Source organism: Candidatus Neomarinimicrobiota bacterium (assembly GCA_018651745.1).
Lineage (GTDB): Bacteria > Fidelibacterota > Marinisomatia > Marinisomatales > TCS55 > JAAZYX01.
On record JABIDL010000030.1, the window covers coordinates 48,431 to 68,849 of the forward strand.

Consider the following 20,419-nt stretch of genomic DNA (forward strand, 5'->3'; position numbering starts at 1 on the left):
ACATAATATCAATTCCTAATCATGCTTCGTCTAGCTCAGCATGACAATTATTCTTTCATGAGGTTTTTCTCATTTTCATTGCTTCTCTTTGTCTTTATTTCCTGTGCTGGACATAAATCAACAATCCGGAAATATCAGGATGTCCAAGCCATGACCTCCCAAGTGTTGAATTATCGGGAAAAGATTCGCGATAATGGAAATGATTTAATAGCGCTTAAAGGAGCATTGGAACCCACACTTACTTTTTCACTTCGTAAAGATTTTGAACTATATGATGAACTTTCATCCGCTCTCACAGCTATGGATGAAACACACAACTTTATTCTTGGGAAAGTTCAGATTCAACGCAAAACAGTTTCGATGATTCGAAAAGACTCGAAAGTTTCTTTAGATACAGAAATCCCGGATACTGAAACGACATACGGCGATAATTTTTCAAAACTGGATTCTCTAATAAATGATGCTTTCAATAAACTTAATCGGGACCGAGAAAGGCTCATTAAAGCGTTGAAAAAAAAGAATAAAAATCTCATCTTTATTTCGAATCAATTGCTCAAATGGAAGCCAACTATTTTAAAACTTCAGGAAAAACGGAAAAATTTTCAACCACGTATTGATAAATTAACTGAGTCTATTGCGATTGAAATCACGTTTGATAAGGCAGGTGAATCTGTTGAACTTATTTCTCAAAAGACGGCTAAAGTTGATGAAGTAACCCAACGCATGATAAAAATTGACAGATATTTTTCTGCAATGGAATCTATTGCAAAAAAGGAAGCTGGCGGGAATGTTTATCTCATTGGGATAGGTAGTAAGAAAATGAAATACGAACGAAGGTATCATCAATTTGTCGAAGAATACAGAGACCACCTGAAATCTCTCAATATTTTGCTACCGGATTAATTATTTAAGATATAATATTTTTTCAGATGTCGTAGTTGATTGCCCAATTGCATTTACAAAATATAAACCGGATGGAGCACGTTCACCGGTTTCCATTCTTCCGTCCCATGTTAAAGGTGTACCACCTGCTTCTACATTTCCTTCCAAAATCGTTCGAACTGTTTGTCCAATGGAATTAACAATTTCCACTTCCATTTGTTGTGTCTCGGCTATATTGATTTGAAATGATGTGGTTCCATTGAATGGATTTGGGTAATTGGATTCTATTTTGATTTCACCCGGGAGTAATGGCTCGCCGATTACTGATGGAATTCCATCCGTAATCGAAATGGAATAGTCCCAGTCTCCGCCAACAGTATCTTGGCTAACAATTGCAAGCGTCATAGCTATCATTCCGGTTGGATCAATATTGACTTCGTTTCCGCTGAAGATTGTAATCAAGCCGGTATTATTTTGTAAAATTGCATTCATTTGAAAATCAGCGGTGTAGGTGGAGACTGAAGATAAAACAACTTTCATAGGATTATCAGATTCGAGTTTGATATACTGAGTTGCATATTTGTTGAGTGATGTACTTGTGACTGAGGATTCAAATCCTTTGATAAAACTCACTGTTCTATAAATGCCGGGCTCTGAAATTGGATAATCTTCTGCTTCGCTATAAGTGTAGTCACTTGTTTCTGAATCGGAAGTGAGGAGTAGGTTTGCAATTGCCATTCCATTGAGTGCCTCTATAAAAGAAAATCCTTGTTCCACCAACGCTTGGTCAATGTTTGATTGGCTAAAATCCGTTTCATCGCTTGGTTGACTTACACCAATCTCAAAAATCCGCTGCATCGCACTACTTCCACCCATGTGTTCCTCAATATATTGAAAGAAAATGAAAGAGCCGTACCAATGTGTTCCTCCCGCATTCAAGGAAGTTTGCGGGTACGCAAACCAAGACGGAAGATATTGATAGCAATCGTTAATAGAATCGTAAACCTGCTCTTCCATCCAAACGGCTGTAGCTTCCATCAGCCAAGGTTTTTCGTAGGCATTGTACCCAAATTGGATTGCATGAAAAAACTCATGTGCTGCAGTAACCTGAATATTTTCGATCGGTGTGTTGGACGGGAATCCATCGTAATCATTTCTCATGGCCATATAACTTGTAACTGCCAGCATTTCTGTTCCCTCGCTATTTTCATTATCGCCATTTCCACTGGCAAAATTTTCAGCTTGAACGTATCCATAATATCCTGCTTGTAGATTGCGGATATAGATATCATAATGGTCAGACCCACCGCCGGAACCATCTGAAGGCGGTTGAACATAATTCATATCTAAAAGCTGATTCGTATGAACATTGCTAAAAATTGTTACCATAGAATCAACGTAGTCAGGGATAGAATTTCCATTCAAATCTTCGCTGCCAACCGAATGGGTTCCATCGGTTGTGTAATGAAATCGAAACATTCCACTATCGGTAAATTGGTCCAGACCATCGGCCTCCCAACGTGTTATGGATGTATGGTTGACCAATTCTCCGGTAAATGAATATCCCAATTCTCTTAGAGATTCCTTTTGATTTTCGGAAAGTGAATGTCCATGAAGGGCGATATTAAGAAGGTGTGGAGTTGTATGAATCCATGGATCAGCTGTCGGATTTAAAATGAAATCAGCAGATAATTCTACTGGTCTTTTCTCAGCAGTGACTACAGACAAAAGAGCCAAAATTAGTAGGAAATATCGTATCAATTTAATCTCGATTTCTCCGGTGTTTCTCGGCGTCCTCTTTTATCTTTTTCGCCATTTCTTCTGCTACTTTTTCTCCACCACCTATTTTTAAGATTTTCTCATTTTCCCTAAGACGTTTTCGAGCAAGATAAAACCGAATAAAAAGTCCAAAAGCTATAATGCCGATTCCATAAAATATTGCAAAGTATGGTAAAAATTCACCCATGGTTTTTAGTATCCATATTTTTCCCAAAGCCACGTTCCAACAATCATTCCGGCTCCCGTAGGTAATTCCCAACCAAGATTTTCTCCGTGATCTTGGTCAATGATTCCGGCAACGAAAAGGGATGCGCCAATAAAATAAAGCCCTTTCCTAATTAATAGAACATTCTTTGAAACGGGGTTCATATTTGAAGAAAGAAATTCGGCCTCATCTTCTTTTTTTGCTATCAATTCTTCAATCGGGAACCGTAATGATGCTAGAATTTCCGGAGGATTTTCAGAAAAATAAAATTCGGATTGTTCAATATATCGAGCGGATTTAATTGCAATTTGTGCCGAGCTGTCTTCGGTTGAAGCCTGGATTTCCAAAATGGGGAATGTTGTTTTCTTAGTTGAAAGAGATGCGGAATCTACTTTTGCATGAAGGATGGAAATGTAAAACCAGCCTGTGGTGGGCGCGTACCACGATGTTAAATTATTTTGAAGTACAGGACGAGTACAGGACAAGGAAACCATGTATCCATTCTGTTTCGTTTCAATGGAAATTCCGGTGATTTCTGTTATTTCCTCAGAGAAAACAATCTGGATAGAAAATAGGATCAGAATAATTGACTTGGGTATGTTATGCATCATATCTTTGCAGGAAAATTAACAAAACACTCTTCATTTAGCGAAGGATTTAGACGTTGAACCATCCCTGCTCTCAACCCTAATTTTTGACCTTACACATGAGCCACATATCCTTACATCGTTTTTTATGGATTTTAGTTCCATTAGGAATCATATCCCTGAAAGGTCAGCCTCAAGTCCAAGGTGCGTTTGGCGCGGTTACGATTGATGGAAAAATTTGGAATCAAATAGCACTGCGCCCGGTTATTCCAATTGGGAAATGGGGAGTTGCACTTGATTTAGTATTTTATATTGACGAAGATGGAAATCTTCATAAAGATGAATGGGATTTTTCTTCCGGTGAAGCATCTAAAAATACGATTATCGATAAAATTTATTATATCAGGTATGGATTCCCAAATCAACCACTTTATTTTAAGGTTGGTGCGCTAGACCAAGTTGACATGGGATACGGTATTTTAGTTAGCCAATATTCAAATTCTATTCAATATCCATCTGTTCGAAAAGTTGGATTGGATTTCGGATTTAGACGATCTTCATTATTTATTGAAGGATTTTCTAATGATTTCAAAGAAAACCTTGGGTTGGTTGGATTCCGCGCAGGATCAACCAATATATTTTCGGTTCCGGTTGCAGCATCATTCGTAATAGACCGAAATCAATTTCTTGGTCTTAAAGATCGAGATGGTGATGGAAGACCGGATATTGTGGATGATTTCCCCGAAAATAATATGTACTGGCTTGATTCGGACGATGATGGGATTGCCGATGCTGATCCTGCCGAATGGGATATTGACGGTGATGGCATTACGGATACACTTGATTCCGATATTCCCGGTTGGGATCAGGATACTATTCTTGTATTAGATACTGATATTTGGAGGAAAAATGAACCTCTGAACGTGAGAGAATCTCAAGATGATATTAGCGCTATTGCAGTTGATGTTGCCTACCCAATTATTCGGGAAGAAAAATTATCTGTGACACTATATGCTCAGGCAGCTAAAATGATTGGTGAAACCGATCACCCGAACCAGTTGGGAGAAAAACTGCAATTAGGAACAGGATTGGTCCCGGTTGCCATCAGTGCAAAATTTGGCCCAGCACGTTTTAATCTTGAATATCGGATGATCCCACAAGGACAGTTTGAATTCGGTTATTGGAATCGATCTTATGAAATTGAACGTGTTAGTTTCTCATCAACTTCGTCTGGGAATGTCACGATTCGTACCAAAGAATCCCAATTGGGTCGTTATGGAAAACAAAAGGGGTTTTATGCGCAATTAGGTGTCAGCCTCGGATCTTATTTGGCTTTTAGTTCGTCCTATCAGAATTTGAATGGCGATATTTGGGATGATGTTACTCAAGAATACGAAACACAAGAAAACAGCAGTTTTTTATCGATTTTGTCGTTAAGTAAATCCATTAGCAGAATCAAAAAGGCGCAAGGATTTTACCAACAAAGAAATGTTCCTAACCCTTTTAAATTTGAATACTCAGAAAGCACCATCATGGGATACGAAGTCGGAATAGAACTCGGATCTGGAATGGTGCTGATGTACAAATTCCAACGATCTTTTCGAGATTTAAACGGCGATGGTTCTGTTGATGGTCCAAATGAAACCGTGAACAATTCCACAGTTGAAACGTCTTTCATGTTCTAATGAAAAGTAAACAAATCAGATCTTCATTTATTGACTTTTTTGAAAAAAAGGATCACCATTTTGTTCGCAGTTCACCTGTGGTGCCAATTCAGGATAAAACACTTCTGTTTACCAATGCAGGAATGAATCAGTTTAAACCCATATTTTTGGGTGATGAATCTCCGGAACATCCACGAGCAGTCAACTCTCAAAAATGCATTCGAGTAAGCGGAAAACACAATGATCTTGAAGTAGTAGGATTGGATGGATTTCATCATACCTTTTTCGAAATGCTAGGAAATTGGTCCTTTGGGGATTATTACAAAGCAGAAGCTATTGAATGGGCTTGGGAATTGTTAACAAACGTTTGGGGATTGGATAAAAACCGGTTGTGGGCAACGGTGTATAATGATGATGAGGAATCATTCAACCTTTGGCCTGATGTCACGGATATTTCAAAGGACAGGGTGTTAAAGTTTGGTGATAAAGAGAACTATTGGGAAATGGGTGAAACCGGTCCCTGTGGACCGTGCTCAGAAATTCATTATTATGTCGGTGATGATCTAAATAACCAATCAGCAAAAGGTGTAAACCGATCTGATGATTACTGGGAATTATGGAATTTGGTGTTCATTCAATCCAACCGCGATGTACATGGTAAACTGAACGATCTTGCGCAAATTCATATTGATACCGGCGCAGGGCTTGAGCGAATTGTGTCTGTTATTCAAGGGAAAACGAATAATTATGAAACGGATTTATTTTCGCCAATCATTCAATCCATTGAAAAACTGACTAGCTTGAAGAGCGAAGATAACCCATCTCCGTTTCATGTGATTTCAGATCATATCCGTATGCTGTGTTTTTCAATTGCAGATGGTGCATTGCCATCTAATGATGGCCGCGGCTATGTCCTCCGTCGTATTCTAAGACGTGCATCACGATTCGGAAGAATGTTGGATCAGCGAGAACCTTTTATGTTTGAACTTGTTGATTCCGTTGGAAAAATTATGGGTGATATCTATCCGGAAGTGGCGGAAAAATCCGCGCATATTAAAAAAGTAATCCAAGCAGAAGAGTTGATGTTTAACAATACGCTGGATCGCGGTCTGGTTCATTTTGACAAATGCCTCCAAGCAACAACAGGAAAAACCATTTCGGGAAATGACGCTTTTAAACTGTATGATACCTATGGATTTCCACTAGATTTGACAGTTTTAATGGCACGTGAAAAAGGATATTCCATTGATGAGAAAGGATTTGAAACTGAAATGGGAATTCAAAAGAAAAGGGCAAAATCTTCGGGGAAATTTAAAGCGGACAGTAGCTCATTGGATTGGGTGGATTTGTCGGATGGGGCTGATTCACAATTCGTCGGTTACGAAACGCTCGAATTTGATTCTAAGGTCAGACGTTTTTCTGAGGCGAACCAAAACCTTCATCTCTTGTTGGATAAAACACCGTTTTACGCAGAATCAGGTGGGCAAATTGGAGATACGGGCACCATTAATGGGGAAGGAATTTCACTGATTGTTGAAGATACGCTGAAAGATGGGAATTCGCATATTCATGTGTGCTCAGGGAAATGGAACATTTCCGCATTAAAGTCAGTTTTGTCCTGCAGTGTGGATAAACCTCGCAGGCAAAATATCCGCAAGAACCACACAGCCACTCATTTATTAAATGCTACCCTGAAAGTTGTTCTCGGAGACCATTGCCAACAGGCCGGTTCGCTTGTTCACTCGGATTATTTAAGATTTGATTATACTCATTCCGAAAAAATGACGCTCGAACAAATTCAAAATGTTGAAACCATTGTCAATTCAGAAATCCAAAATAATACTGATTGCAACCTTTCGATTAAGGATTTTAAGCAAGCTCAAAAAGATGGGGCTGTTGCAATGTTTGGGGAAAAATATGGTAAAAAAGTTCGGGTGCTAACCATTGGCGATTTTTCGATGGAACTTTGTGGCGGAACGCATTGCGATACAATTGGAGAAATCGGATTATTTAAAATCACCGAAGAATCATCCTTGGCTTCCGGCGTAAGGCGAATTGTTGCATTGACCGGCCCCGGTGCTGTTGCGTGGGCACAAAAACAGGCTGGAATTTTGGGGGTCTTGCAAGCGGAATTAAAATGTTCAGCGGATGATTTACCAGAAAGAATTTCGCAATTAAAGACCCAACGAAAAGATCTTGAGAAAAAATTAAAACAAAAGAAAAGTTCTTCTGATTTTAATGCGAAAAGTCTAGTAGAAAAGGGAACAGAACAGGATGGATTCACCATCGTTGTTTCCCATGTGGATGCAGTTGGAATGAATGAATTAAAATCCTACGGCGATTCCCTCATTTTAGCATTAAAATCCGGTGTAGGCGTCCTTGGATCTTCTGATGGCGAAAAGCCCGGAATTGTTGTGGTAGTCACGGAAGATTTGATTGAAAAAGGATTAACAGCTAATGATTTAGCAAAAACTATTGGCACTGTGATGGATGGCGGCGGCGGCGGAAGTGCCCGCTTGGCAACTGCAGGAGGAAAAGATAAAAAGTTGTTACAAAAAGCAATGAAAAAAAGTAAATCAATTATTTATAAAGCACTTAAGGAAAAAACCTAATTATGAAATCATCGCAGCGGAACCAAAACCATATTATTTTCGTCGAAAAGGGCGAAAATGTAATGGAAACATTAACTGAGTATTGCGTAACCCATGGAATCCGGAATGGGAAAGTTTCTGGAATTGGTGCCGTCGAAAAAATTAATATGGGTGCCTTTGATATAACCAGTAAACAATATGTGCAATCAACTATTCTTGATGTAAGAGAACTTGTTTCTTTTCAGGGAAATGTTACGTTGAAAGATGGACAACCGTTCATTCATGCGCATGCAATTGTTGGTACCCACGATTTGGATATTAAAGGAGGGCATATGTTTGAATGTACTGTAGCAGTGGTCGGCGAATTTATTATCACGGAAATAGACACCAACATTTCTCGAAAGATTGATGAAACAATTGGTCTTGCCACCATGTGCCCCCAATGAGCGAACCAACCGTAATTACTACCTCAAATGCACCGGCGGCAATTGGACCATATAGTCAGGCAAAAGTTGTCAATGGGTTTATATTTACTGCCGGGCAAATTCCATTGGTGCCGGATACCGGAAAACTAGTGGATGGTGGTTTTACCCAACAGGTTACCCAGGTATTAACCAATCTGGATGCGATTTTAAACGTAGCCGGATCTAATTTGGGTAAAGCGGTAAAATTAACGGTATTTTTAAAGGATTTTTCCAACTATGCAGAACTAAATGACGTATTTGCAGATTTTTTCTCTGAGTCGGAACCACCCGCAAGATCGGCATTGCAAGTCACCAAATTGCCTATGGATGCAGAAGTAGAAATTGAGTGTATTGCTGTTCTTTAAACTTTGGTGATTGATTGGTCCGCTTATCATTTTTAATCGTATTTGCAACCTTGAGTTTTGCCCAGCAGCCGGACAGCCTTATCTATCCTTCTCCCAAAAAAGCAGGGATGTATGCTTTACTTTTTCCGGGTGCAGGTCAATTATATAATGGGCGATATTTGAAGGCAGCTTTCATACTGTCTTTGGAAGGGATATCAATCTGGAGATATTCTGAAAATGCCAACTCTTATGCTAATTTTGATGAATCAATTCATACACTTGGGAAACATCGTTATCTAGAGAAACGGAACAAATATATTTGGTGGGCAGCATTTTTGTATCTTTATGGTTTTTTAGATGCCGTAGTTGACGCACATTTATACCCCTTCGATCAGGTGATGGAAGAGGATTTGGAAGTAAACAACCAATAAAGTAAAAACACATTTAGGGAGTTACATGGAAAAAAGAGAGCATTGGGGATCTAAATTTGGATTTATTCTAGCCGCCGCAGGCTCAGCGATTGGTTTAGGAAATATTTGGAAATTTCCATACATCGCCGGTGAAAATGGTGGAGCTGCTTTTGTTTTTATTTATCTTATTTGTATTGCATTAATTGGATTACCAGTGCTCATGGCAGAAGTGCTAATGGGACGAACAACGCAGCGAAATCCTGTAGGTGCTTTTAAAAAACTATCGGGTAAACCATTTTGGGTTGCGGTTGGAAGCTTGGGCGTTATCGCCGGATTTGTGATTCTTTCATTTTATACGGTTATCGCCGGTTGGTCTATTGGTTACATTGTTGAAGCATTAAAAGGATCTTTTTCACAATTCTCGGATCCCGCCGTTTCGTCCGCATATTTTGAAGCGCGAGTCGGTGACGTCAATTGGATTGTCGGTTATCATACTTTATTTTCAATTTTAACAATGTGGGTGGTTTATGCCGGAATCAATAAGGGCATTGAACAGGGAAGCAAAATCATGATGCCCATTCTCTTTTTTCTATTAATTATTTTAGTAATTCGAGGTATAACGCTTCCCGGTGCAGAAAAAGGTTTGAATTTTTTATGGTCACCTGATTGGTCCAAAATTACTGGTCAGTCCGTGTTAATTGCACTAGGGCATGCATTCTTCACCATTAGTCTGGGGATGGGTGCGATGATGACGTATGGGTCATATTTATCAGAGAAAGATCATATTCCGAGTGCAGCGCTTCAAATTGTTTTCTTAGATACATTAATCGCTTTATTAGCAGGTATTGCTATTTTTTCATCCGTTTTCGCGATGGGACAAGATCCAGCGGCGGGACCGGGACTCATATTTCATACGTTACCGGTTGTCTTTGCAAAAATGCCCGGAGGTGCAATCTGGGCTGTTTTATTTTTCTTACTACTAACGCTTGCCGCGCTGACTTCTGCCATATCTTTGTTAGAAGTTGTCGTAGCTTATTTTGTGGATGAACGGCGATGGAAACGCCATAATGCTGTGTTGGTATTTGGGTGTATTGTATTGCTGATTGGAATTCCAAGTGCCCTATCTTTTAATGTCATGAAAGAGGTTCACTTTTTTGGAAAAACATGGTTTGACAATGCAGATTATTTAGCTTCTAATATCTTGCTTCCGGGAGGCGGACTTTTTATTGCCATTTTTGTAGGGTGGATTTGGGAATTCGATAAAGTTTTGATCGAGCTGAAAAAAGGATCTGAATCATTATTTGACACCTATCCAATTATCATAAAAGGATGGAGGATATTTTTACGGTATCTATCGCCGGTAATGATCCTCATTGTTTTTCTGCATTCTGTAAACTTGTTAGAAAGCGCCTGGCAGCAGGTTCAATCGTCATGGGTTATAATCCTGATGTTGGTTTCAGTTTTGATAAAGGTATTTCAAAATAAGAAATGATTCTCGAAAGATTATTCCCTAAAAACACTTCCCGTTATGCACAAGCACGGGACGCTATGGCCTTTTTGAAGCCGATACTACAGTGGAATCCTGAACGGTGGATTTCCGGATGGCTAATGGTTCTGAGCGGTGCGAATGTTGTGTTTGCCGCTGATGATAGATATTTCTACTGGGACATGTCCACTTTTTCAATTCCACTTTTAATATTTTTAATTGGAGGTGGAATAGGGACGGCAATGCTTTCAAAGTTTCCGAAATTTCCCCAATCCATTGTATCGGCAAGGGGGATATTGTTTTATGCCCTTACCGGTTCAATTCTGTTTATTTCGGGATTTGCTACATTTGAATTCAATATCAAGTACCTATTTTCTGGAGGGGCTTATTTGGCATACTTTTTGGCAGCGTGGTTAGTGTATTCCATTGAAATCAAACTCGAATCGGATAAAAAAACAGTTCCGCCAAAAATAGATCAGGTTGGGATATTGATTTCGGTTCTAATACTTTTGTCTTTTTCATGCTTTGCCGGGTTTAGTCAAAATGATCCTATGATTAGCACCGTTTCGGCGATTTTCATTCCATTCATTTTGGTTGCACTGATTTTTCCGGCTCACGTAAGGCACATTCAACGTGCACGGATGTATGGTGTATTTGTACCGGCTATGTTTCTTTCAATTCGGTTTCCATGGTTTTTAATTCCGTTGGCAGTTGTTTTTTACGGATTGAGAAAAATAACCTATTTCCAGACCGATGAAGTGTATCCTTCATTTCGGGTAGATTTTGACGAATTAGAATCGGACTAATTCATGTTTGATGTCATTATTGTTGGAAGTGGTCCTGCAGGCGCCACAGCAGCTTTGTATTGTCACAAAGCCGGATTAAAAACCATTGTTCTAGATAAAGCCACTTTCCCACGAGATAAAGTTTGTGGCGATGCGTTATCAGGAAAAGCTATCCGAATTCTAAGAGAACTTGACTTATTAGAATCTCTGCAAAACCTAGAAGGCGCACCGATCCGACGGATCACGTTTGGGAGTCCAAATCACAAACAGTTTGATCTCGAATTAAAGGACTCTCCGAACACAAATCACATTAGGCAAGGATTTGTAATTCCTCGAAAAATATTCGATCACTTTTTGTTTCAGGAAGCACAAAATGTAACAGAAATACGGGAAAATTTTTCAGTAAAGGATGTTCTGGTTGAAAATGGAAATGTTACTGGAATAATTGGGTGTCAAAACGACGGTTCGGATGAAGAGATTCGGGCAAATATAGTTTTTGGCGCTGACGGATTTAACTCGATTCTTTCGAGGAAATTAGGATTGTATAATATGGATATGGAACATACATCTGTAGCAATTCGGTGTTATTACGAAGGAGTGAAAAACCTGACAGACCAAATCGAATTACATTATGTTGACGAGGTGAATCCGGGTTATTTTTGGATTTTTCCTGCCGGCGGAAATAAAGCGAATATCGGGCTTGGATTATCAAAAGATGATGTGAAGAAGAAAAAAAAGAATTTGGCGAATCTTTTGGATGATGTAACGGCTTCTCCGTATTTCAAAGAACGGTTCGCCGATGCAAAGCCATTGGAAAAACCGGTCGGGTGGAATCTACCGCTGGGTAGCATTCGCAGGCCAAATCATGGGGATGGATTTATGCTCCTTGGCGATGCGGCCGGATTGGTCGATCCCTTTACGGGAGAGGGAATCGGCAATGCGCTTGTAAGTGCAAAATTTGCGGCAGAAACGGCACAAAAGGCCAAAGCCAGTAACAATTTCAGTTCAGCGGTTTTACAAGAATATGATACCCAACTTTGGGATGAAATAGGTTCTGAGTTAAGGGTGAGTTATAAACTTCAAAAACTTGCAAAATCGCGCTTTCTGTTAAACTTTGTTATGAATCGTGCCACGCGAAATGTAAAAGTTCGGAATATCATTTCCGGTATGCTTGCGAATGAGATTCCACGTAAGGATCTTGCTAACCCTCTTTTTTATCTTAAAATACTTTTTGCATAAGGAATTCTGTGGATACATCTACCCTATTAGAAAAGCTTGATTTATCAAATTACGTTGCCTTCGATTTTGAAACCACCGGGCTAAGTTCCGAAGATGATAGAATCATTGAAGTTGCTGCAGTCTTGTTTGAAAATGGCGAAGTGAAAGATTCGTATGTAACCTTAATCAACCCCAAGCGACCGATTCCACATTTCATCACTCGAATTACGGGAATTTCGGATGAAATGCTTATTGACGCTCCTTACGAAAAAGATATGGTGTCTGATTTATTTAAATTCATTGGGAATCATCCATTGGTTGCGCACAATATTCATTTTGATATTGATTTTTTGGGTGTGCTCGCTAACAGGTACGATCTTCCTGAGCCGGAAAATGACTTATATGATACGCTTCAACTGAGCCGAACTTTTCTCTATTTTCAGCCTACGCATAACTTGAGTGCTCTCGCGGAATATTTTAATCGATCATCCGCAGGTGCACACCGCGCAGAATCTGATACCATGAATACCGGGTTTGCATTTCAGGATTTGGTGCAAGAAGCGGCAAGTTATCCGCTGGATGTAGTGTCTAAGCTTAATGCCGTGTTGGATTCGGGTCTTCCCAATAGCCGTTTATTTGCATCTCTTGCATCCGCACTTACAAAGGCAGGTGATTTAAAAAATGGATTGATGAAATCCAATGTAGATCGCCCTCGTCTAACCAATATATTTCATTATGACGGTGAAACTAACTTAGATACTGTTTCTGTAGAGGATGTATTTGCAGAAAATGGGAGTTTGAGTGGAGTCGTTGAAGCATTCGAAAACCGGCCGACTCAGGTAAGTTACAGCCAATTTATAGGTGAAACGTTCCAAAAAGGCGGGATCGGAATCGCTGAAGCCGGAACCGGACTCGGCAAATCTTTTGCCTACTTGTTTTCTGCGTTGAAATCAGCCAAGGCAGATCCGGACCATAAACCGGTCATTATTTCCTGCTATACGCGACATCTGCAGGGACAGCTTTTTCAAAAAGATCTTCCTATGCTGGCCAATGCGCTGGATACGGAGGTTCTTGCTGTTGTGCTAAAGGGGAGAGGAAATTATTTATGTAAAACGCGACTCAGCTGGCTTTTGTCTGAACCGTCCCGATTTTTGAAAAAAAGAGAGGCAGAAGGATTGCTGCCTTTGATTGTATGGTTGCACTGGACTTCGACCGGCGATATGGACGAATGTTCAGGATTTTGGAATTCCTTTGCTTCCTCTAGAATATATTCACTTGTGCAAAGCGAAGCGGGTTTTTGCACCGGACGATTGTGTGTCAGACATCAAGGATGTTTTTTCGGTCCGATCCGACAGGCAGTTCACGATGCCCAACTTATTGTTGTCAACCATGCATTGCTTTTGGCTGAAGTTGAATCTCCCGGGTTTTTACCAGCTTACGATACAGTTTTAATTGATGAAGGACATAATCTTGTAAATGTTGCCTACGGGCAATTCACTGTTAAATTGGGTGAATATGAATTAAGAAGTGCGCTGGATAAAATGGATCCCGGTCGTCCTGGAAGTCTTCGCTGGAGTAGTAAACTAAAGTTGTTGGGGCAAATGCATCACAACCTTGGCACGTTAATATCGGATCTTGGCGAAACTCTCTCAGATGTTAGGGAAGCAGTAAAACAGTTTTTTGAAGCAATTCAATCAGAAGTTTCTCCTAAAATGAATCCGGAAGCGCGATATTCTCAATCATTTATTATTCAAAACCCTGTGGAAGAATTTACCAATTACCATCAGGAATTGAGTTTTATTCAAAGGTCATTCAAGGAATTGCTGGATATTTTGGCTAGAATTAAAGGTGAATTGAATGAAATTGATCCAGAAAAAGCTGATTATCTTGAGATTCACCAAGTCATGGACATGGCGATTGAAAAAGCAACGGACGGTCTCACTAGATTTATTCTATTAACCCAATCTCAAAAAGATGATTGGGTGTATTGGTATGAAGGAATTATACGAGGGCAAAATACACAGCAAATTATTATTTCGGTCAAAGGTGCACCGGTAGATGTGGCTGAAGATATAAGCGAGGGGTTTTTTAAACAAATTCGGGCGTCTGTTTTAACATCCGCTTCGTTTCAGGTTGAAGAATCGTTTGAGTATTTACTACACCGCACCGGTTTAGACCGACCCGGAATCAATTCAGTAGAAACACGGGTGTTTCCAAGTCCATTCCATTATAGCGATCAGGTGAAATATTATCAATATAGCGGAGCGCAAGGTTCATCTGCAGAGGCAATTGCATCCATCATTTATGAATGCCATAAAACATATAATAAAAGGATGTTAGTTCTATTTACCTCAAGGAAAAGATTAAATGATACAACGGATCTTTTAAAGGGTTTCGAAGGTGGGAGAGACATGCCGATTTTAGCTCAAACAGCGCGGAGCTCACATGCAGGATTGGTTCGTGGACTCAGACAAACTCCCAATGGAATTCTACTAGGAACCGATGCCATGTGGGAGGGGTTAGACTTGCCAGGCGATTTACTGGAAATTTTAATCATTACCAAGCTTCCGTTTGATGTACCGAGCGAGCCATTGGTAAAAGCCTATTCACAACTGTTGGGCTCTGAAGGAAAAAATTCTTTTATGCAATATTCTGTTCCCGAAGCGGTGATTCGCTTTCGGCAAGGATTCGGGAGATTGATTCGTACCATTTCAGATTCAGGTATTTTTATCGTCACAGATGAACGGATTGTTCAAAAAAGGTACGGCTCTTATTTTAGTGATTCAATTCCGGTACAAATGACGGTGTTTACGGATCCAAAAGAAATTCAAATGTAGCAAATTGAAGTGTTAGTTATTTCCCAATCCTGATCCTTCTCTGTCTTTGCGATGAAGAAAATTTCTCGGTAAATTAGCCGATGGCGAACCTATCGATTTCAGACCGTTCCTTCGCGTATGCGGATTTTGAATCATTTTTATGCGCTCCCCGAAAATGTTCTCTTGCGGGTTCTGCTCGATCAACCATTCGCAATTCCCATAAAACACTTTCGAATATTATTGCCTCCGGGAAACCGGTGTATGGAGTCAATACCGGATTTGGAAAATTGAGCGATATTCCCATTAAGCTCGAGGACCAGCAACAGCTTCAATTGAATTTAGTCCGTAGCCACGCCGCTGGAGTTGGTTCACCATTTGACACAGGAATTACACGACTAGCGATGGTGTTGAAAATCATGACAATTGCAAAGGGATACAGTGGAGTCCGGCTTGACGTAGCGGATCAACTTTTATTTTTCCTGAATCATGACATATTGCCTCTTATGCCAAAACAGGGTTCGGTCGGCGCCAGTGGAGATCTTGCACCGCTTGCGCACATGGCGCTTGCGTTAATTGGCGAAGGTGAAGTGCATTTTCTTGATAGAATTATGCCGGCAATGGTTGCGCTTAAAGAAGCAGGTCGTCCGCCATTGGAACTGCACGCTAAGGAAGGTCTTTCCCTCGTGAACGGAACCCAGGTTTCAACAGCGATTGGACTGAAGGCGGTCATCGAGGCAAGCCGTATTGTAAAATCTGCAGATATTGCGGGAGCTCTATCAGTTGAAGCAAGCCTTTCGTCTAAACACGTTTTTGCTGTTAAGATTCATCGGCTAAAAAAACATACAGGACAGATTACATCTGCACAGAACATCGTAAACTTGCTTAAAGGGAGCGAAATCGTCCAATCGCATGCGGATTGCGGGGTTATCCAAGATCCATACAGTTTTCGCTGTATTCCGCATATTCACGGCGCATCTCGGGAATTGTTCAACGCCGTCGTGGACATTATTGAAAATGAAGCCAATAGCGTGAGCGATAATCCGCTAATTTTTCCTAACGAAGAGGCAATCAGTTCTGGGCATTTTCATGCAGAGGCCGTTGCGCAGGCATTGGATATGTTGGCTATTTCCATCTCAGAAATCGGTGCAATTTCAGAGAGAAGAATTCATCATTTTATGAAAGGAATTGGCGAAGATGTTCCACCTTTTATTACTTCAAATCCTGGAATTGAATCCGGTTTTATGATGGCCCACGTGACGGCGGCGGCAATTGCTTCCGAAAATAAATCACTTGCACATCCGGCTTCAGTAGATTCCATTACAACATCCGGCGGACAAGAAGATATGGTTAGCATGGCTCCATGGGCGGGGAGGAAGTGTCTAAGAATTATTCGAAATGTCGCCCAAATACTTGCGATTGAATGCTTGGTGTCAGGGACAGTTACGGCTGTGTTTCATTCCAAGAAAAAACCCGGCGCAGGAACCGGTAAAGCTGTCGCATTATTGAAGAAACATATCAAATTTAGGTTAGAAGACAGACCGCTTCAAAAAGACATGGAAACTATAGCAAACCTCATCCTACAAGGCGATCTATTAAAAACAGTAACTAAAACAATACGGGTGAAATAATTATGAGCAATCAACCTCCATTTGAACTTGCATTAACCTTTGACGATGTTTTGCTGGTACCGCAAAAATCATCTGTCCTTCCAAAGGAGGTGGACATTACCACGCGCCTCACCAATAAAATATCTCTTAACATTCCCATTTTAAGCGCTGCCATGGATACGGTAACAGAATCGAAAGTGGCGATTGCCTTGGCGAGAGAAGGTGGACTAGGTATTATACATAAAAATTTGAGTATCGAAGATCAAATTGCGATGGTTGACAAAGTAAAACGATCCGAAAGCGGTATGATTCAAAACCCGATATCTCTTGGTGAAACAAAAACCATTGGAGAAGCTCGCGATTTAATGGCCCATTACAGAATTAGCGGGCTTCCGGTAGTGAAAGGAAAAAAACTCATCGGTATTTTAACGAATCGAGATATTCGATTTGAAACTGATTTGAATCTAAAAGTCAGAGATAGAATGACCAGCAAAAATTTAGTAACAGTTCCGGTTGGAACTACCTTAGAAAAAGCAAAAATTATTCTGCAAAAACATCGGATCGAAAAATTATTAGTTGTAAATAAACGTGGAACGCTTGTTGGGCTTATTACGGTTAAAGATATCCAGAAAAAGGAACAGTTTCCCCATGCGTGTAAAGATGACGGAGGCCGTCTGCGGGTTGGCGCTGCAGTGGGGGTTGGAAATGATCTGATTGAAAGAGCCCAAGCCTTGGAATCTGCAGAAGTAGATGTCATTGTGCTTGATTCTGCGCATGGTCATTCCAAAGGAATTTTGGATGCAGTTGCACAGTTGAAGAAATTGTTTAAATCGACTCAAGTAATTGCCGGAAATGTTGCTACGCCGGAAGGTACGAAAGCATTGATTGATGCCGGTGTTGACGCTGTAAAAATTGGGATTGGCGCAGGTGCAAGTTGTACGACTCGGATTATTGCAGGCGTAGGATTTCCGCAATTTTCCTCTATTTTGAATTGCGTGGAATCAGCCCAGAAAAAAAATATACCTGTTATTGCTGATGGCGGAATCCGGTATAGTGGAGATATCGCCAAATCATTGGCGGCCGGCGCGGATACGGTCATGCTAGGTAGTTTGCTTGCAGGCGCAGAAGAATGTCCGGGAGAAACCATTTTATTTGAAGGAAGGCAATATAAATCGTATCGTGGAATGGGATCGCTTGGCGCAATGAAAAGAGGCAGCGGCGATCGATATTTTCAGGAAAATTCCGAACCGTCTAAATTGGTGCCGGAAGGGATTGAAGGTATTGTGCCATTTCGTGGACCCATAAGAAATACCATTCACCAGTTGCTCGGAGGAGTTCGCGCTTCGATGGGATATTGCGGTGCAAAGACAATTTCAGAATTTACTGAAAATGCGAAATTTGTTAAAATTACTGCAGCAGGATCAAAAGAAAGTCATCCGCACGAAGTACGGATTGTTAAAGAAGCACCGAATTACCAGATTCTGGATAAATAATCAAACTCTGTCAAGCTTAGCTTGACGCCCGCCTGCCGGTGGAGGGATTTTCGCCATTGGCGAAAAAGGTATGTAATAATAATCCTGACATTGCGAGGTTCCACAAAACCGAAGTAAACTCACTTTTTTGGTGATTGCCGCGCCTTTTTGGCCTACAATGAAACAAACAGGCGAATGGTTTGTGATTTATATATCTGTTCTTTTGTCTGATACAAAAGAACCAAAAAATCACAGCTGGATAAATTTTTCCTAAACCTTCGTCCGGTTTTTAGAAGAAACAAACTCGTTCCCGTAATGGTGCGGGAACTCAGACAACGTTTCTTCTGCAAGAAAAAACCGTACTTGTTTTTACACGGTAATATTTATCAGGCGGAATATTTCTTAATAAAAAAAACTGTCAAGCTGAGCTTGACGCCCGCCTGCCGGCGGACAAGAAGCAGGGTATTACAATTAACTAAGCGAATTTAAATGACGGGTGATCTGCGATTTACGTCGGGCTGCTGTATTTTTATGAATCATATTCTTGCTCGCCATCTTGTCGATGGTGCTTACAGCATTTGCATACAATTTATCTGCCTCGGCCTTATCTGTAGTGTTCAGTACATTTTTGACGGCAGTTTTTAGCGTTGATAATCGAGCGACATTCCGTGTGTGACGGGTTTTGTCCTGACGGGTGCGTTTGATCTGTTGTGGATGTCTGTCCATTAATTTAGTTTTCCTTTTGTTTCGGGCGGCGAAGTTATTGCGGATTCACTCTTAAGTCAACTGGATAACGATTTAATTAAATTTTTGTTTTCCATTGTGATTAGTACAAACATCACCGTTTTAAATTGCATTTGAGAATAGCACGATGAATGATGAGCTACCCTAACCCACGGTTTTGTAACGAATTTGTGGTTCAACTGCAACCGTTTCTTAGACAGAAAGTGAACCATCGCTGGATCTACGGCGGGTTTTTCCCCGAAAAAAGAGTACCAGTGATCCACAGAAGAGTGGCGTCATTATAAGCCATGGAAGTTGCCCCTGAAAGGTAATGGTCCGGCCGTTAAACTCGAATAGCGTGGGATTTAACCAAGGGCCTGTTGGGGCGAAAGGCGCCCAAGACAATGGCTTTCCCACAGCAACCTGATCATGGTAGAGAAACATTTCAACAAAAATATTTTGCCCAAGAAACCAGATTAAGAGAAGCAGGAATGCCCCCCAATGCCAGCGGACGAATACTGATGCAGGATCACCGAAAAACCGCCATACTAGCAAGAGGCCAACCAGGCAGATGGACCCCGCATCTGCAAGAGAATTGAGAATCCAATTCAGGTGAATCGGAATTGCTGCACTCAAAGCTGGTGCGCGCCGAAGGTCGACAGAATCTCCGGCGACCCAACCATAGGTAAACCAGAGTTCCCACCCTATTGCACAGGTTGCAAAGCAAGCTCCGTAAAATGGAAGCACCCAAGATGGGATGCGCTGCTTCTGATGCAACACCGACACGAGAACGAGTGGAATAAGTGAGCTCAGATAGATGACGGCGACAATCCTAATGTGTTCGGGACTAATAGCTGTTTTTCCTCTGCTTTTTAACGAATAAACTCACCGGCGGCATTAATTCCTAATTCTCATTGCCGTCCGGGGGTGGAGTGAGGGATATATTATTTCCGAGCCACTCGAGAAATTCAGCTTTGTTCATTCCCCCTTTTTTCCATTGCAGGACATTACCTTGTGGGTCAGTGATGATGGTGATTGGCGTCATGCTCACGCGGTAACGACTCAACACTGCGGCCGCGTCAGGATCATCCACGTCTATTGTTACAGGGATAAATGCTGCATTGACCATAGCCGTCACCTGCTCGTCGGACCAGACTTTGCGTTTCATGATCCGACAAGGAACGCACCACTTGCCCGTGAAGAAAATGATGATAGGCTTGCCAGATTTGGAAGCTTGTTGTTGAGCCGACCTGTAGTCGTCTGCCCAAGCGACGTTGTTGGAAGGGGCATAGAAAGAGTACCAAGCGTAACCAAGTGAGACAACGAGAAAGACAAGCCAGAAAAAGCGCCAAAACTCACCAGTTTTAAATTTCATTGTCCGGTGGA

Annotated in this window: 18 protein-coding genes; 12 read left to right on the plus strand and 6 right to left on the minus strand. The window is 41.0% G+C overall.

Annotated features, from left to right (window positions below):
* Positions 1–78: 78 nt before the first annotated feature.
* The gene (locus tag HOD97_05870) at positions 79–903 is read left to right on the plus strand and encodes a hypothetical protein (GenBank protein MBT4281121.1); all 825 of its coding nucleotides are present in this window, start codon (positions 79–81) and stop codon (positions 901–903) included.
* Here HOD97_05870 and HOD97_05875 read toward each other — a convergent pair whose 3' ends face one another.
* From HOD97_05875 to HOD97_05885, 3 genes are read right to left on the minus strand one after another with little or no spacing between them, the layout of a single operon-like run.
* On the minus strand, positions 904–2,643 hold the full coding sequence (locus tag HOD97_05875) for a T9SS type A sorting domain-containing protein (protein ID MBT4281122.1): 1,740 nt from the start codon (positions 2,641–2,643) through the stop codon (positions 904–906).
* 1 nt (position 2,644) lies between these two features.
* Entirely contained in the window at positions 2,645–2,848 is a 204-nt protein-coding gene (locus HOD97_05880; protein ID MBT4281123.1) for a hypothetical protein, read from the minus strand.
* A 5-nt stretch (positions 2,849–2,853) separates the two neighbouring features.
* Positions 2,854–3,477, minus strand: coding sequence for a hypothetical protein (locus HOD97_05885; GenBank protein MBT4281124.1), 624 nt, complete (start codon positions 3,475–3,477; stop codon positions 2,854–2,856).
* 95 nt (positions 3,478–3,572) lie between these two features.
* On the opposite strand from HOD97_05885, the gene HOD97_05890 reads away from it, so the two are divergent.
* From HOD97_05890 to guaB, 11 genes are all read left to right on the plus strand, one after another.
* Positions 3,573–5,138 (plus strand): hypothetical protein, encoded by a 1,566-nt coding sequence (locus HOD97_05890; protein MBT4281125.1) that lies wholly within the window; start codon positions 3,573–3,575, stop codon positions 5,136–5,138.
* Positions 5,138–7,729, plus strand: a complete 2,592-nt coding sequence (alaS, locus tag HOD97_05895; protein MBT4281126.1) for an alanine--tRNA ligase — start codon at positions 5,138–5,140, stop codon at positions 7,727–7,729. The genes HOD97_05890 and alaS overlap by 1 nt, the downstream gene beginning before the upstream one ends.
* 2 nt (positions 7,730–7,731) lie before the next feature.
* On the plus strand, positions 7,732–8,154 hold the full coding sequence (locus HOD97_05900) for a DNA-binding protein (GenBank protein MBT4281127.1): 423 nt from the start codon (positions 7,732–7,734) through the stop codon (positions 8,152–8,154).
* Positions 8,151–8,537: a hypothetical protein gene (locus HOD97_05905; GenBank protein ID MBT4281128.1), complete on the plus strand. Its 387-nt coding sequence runs from the start codon at positions 8,151–8,153 to the stop codon at positions 8,535–8,537. The genes HOD97_05900 and HOD97_05905 overlap by 4 nt, the downstream gene beginning before the upstream one ends.
* Before the next feature lie 14 nt (positions 8,538–8,551).
* Entirely contained in the window at positions 8,552–8,947 is a 396-nt protein-coding gene (locus tag HOD97_05910) for a hypothetical protein (protein MBT4281129.1), read from the plus strand.
* A 25-nt stretch (positions 8,948–8,972) separates the two neighbouring features.
* On the plus strand, positions 8,973–10,418 hold the full coding sequence (locus HOD97_05915; GenBank protein MBT4281130.1) for a sodium-dependent transporter: 1,446 nt from the start codon (positions 8,973–8,975) through the stop codon (positions 10,416–10,418).
* Positions 10,415–11,218, plus strand: a complete 804-nt coding sequence (locus HOD97_05920) for a hypothetical protein (GenBank protein ID MBT4281131.1) — start codon at positions 10,415–10,417, stop codon at positions 11,216–11,218. The genes HOD97_05915 and HOD97_05920 overlap by 4 nt, the downstream gene beginning before the upstream one ends.
* 3 nt (positions 11,219–11,221) lie before the next feature.
* Positions 11,222–12,436, plus strand: a complete 1,215-nt coding sequence (locus HOD97_05925; GenBank protein MBT4281132.1) for an NAD(P)/FAD-dependent oxidoreductase — start codon at positions 11,222–11,224, stop codon at positions 12,434–12,436.
* An 8-nt stretch (positions 12,437–12,444) separates the two neighbouring features.
* Complete coding sequence (locus HOD97_05930; protein MBT4281133.1) at positions 12,445–15,252, plus strand: hypothetical protein; 2,808 nt, start codon at positions 12,445–12,447, stop codon at positions 15,250–15,252.
* A gap of 80 nt (positions 15,253–15,332) precedes the next feature.
* Positions 15,333–16,859, plus strand: a complete 1,527-nt coding sequence (gene hutH / locus HOD97_05935; protein MBT4281134.1) for a histidine ammonia-lyase — start codon at positions 15,333–15,335, stop codon at positions 16,857–16,859.
* Between the two features lie 2 nt (positions 16,860–16,861).
* The gene (gene guaB, locus HOD97_05940) at positions 16,862–18,331 is read left to right on the plus strand and encodes an IMP dehydrogenase (protein MBT4281135.1); all 1,470 of its coding nucleotides are present in this window, start codon (positions 16,862–16,864) and stop codon (positions 18,329–18,331) included.
* 450 nt (positions 18,332–18,781) lie between these two features.
* Here guaB and rpsT read toward each other — a convergent pair whose 3' ends face one another.
* The 3 genes from rpsT to HOD97_05955 form a co-directional block, all read right to left on the minus strand.
* The gene (rpsT, locus tag HOD97_05945) at positions 18,782–19,036 is read right to left on the minus strand and encodes a 30S ribosomal protein S20 (GenBank protein ID MBT4281136.1); all 255 of its coding nucleotides are present in this window, start codon (positions 19,034–19,036) and stop codon (positions 18,782–18,784) included.
* Between the two features lie 210 nt (positions 19,037–19,246).
* On the minus strand, positions 19,247–19,885 hold the full coding sequence (locus HOD97_05950; protein MBT4281137.1) for a hypothetical protein: 639 nt from the start codon (positions 19,883–19,885) through the stop codon (positions 19,247–19,249).
* A gap of 52 nt (positions 19,886–19,937) precedes the next feature.
* On the minus strand, positions 19,938–20,408 hold the full coding sequence (locus HOD97_05955; GenBank protein MBT4281138.1) for a thioredoxin fold domain-containing protein: 471 nt from the start codon (positions 20,406–20,408) through the stop codon (positions 19,938–19,940).
* Between the last annotated feature and the right edge of the window lie 11 nt (positions 20,409–20,419).